Origin of the sequence: Clostridium sp. C2-6-12 (assembly GCF_009928485.1) — a bacterium.
In the GTDB taxonomy this organism is placed as follows: Bacteria; Bacillota; Clostridia; order Clostridiales; family Clostridiaceae; genus Clostridium.
The window spans coordinates 1-231 of record NZ_JAABNP010000114.1; the positions used below are offsets into that span (position 1 = coordinate 1).

1 protein-coding gene is annotated in these 231 nt (G+C 33.3%); it reads left to right on the top strand.

Annotated elements, in window-relative coordinates:
• Positions 1-231: reverse transcriptase domain-containing protein (locus GXK56_RS27615; RefSeq protein WP_243156294.1), on the top strand; the 231-nt coding region annotated here is incomplete at both ends.

The following is a 231-nucleotide window of genomic DNA, read 5'->3' on the forward strand; positions in this document are numbered from 1 at the left end:
TCATGAGTAAACTTGAAAAGAAGATACAAGACAGAAGATTGTTATCATTAATAAGAAGGTACCTCAAAAGCGGAATTTTCATTAATGGGGTTTCAGTAATAAGTGAAGAAGGAACACCGCAAGGTGGTCCATTAAGTCCGTTATTAGCCAATATAATGTTAGATGAATTGGATAAAGAACTTGAAAGACGAGGTCACAAATTTTGCAGATATGCAGATGATAATAATGTAT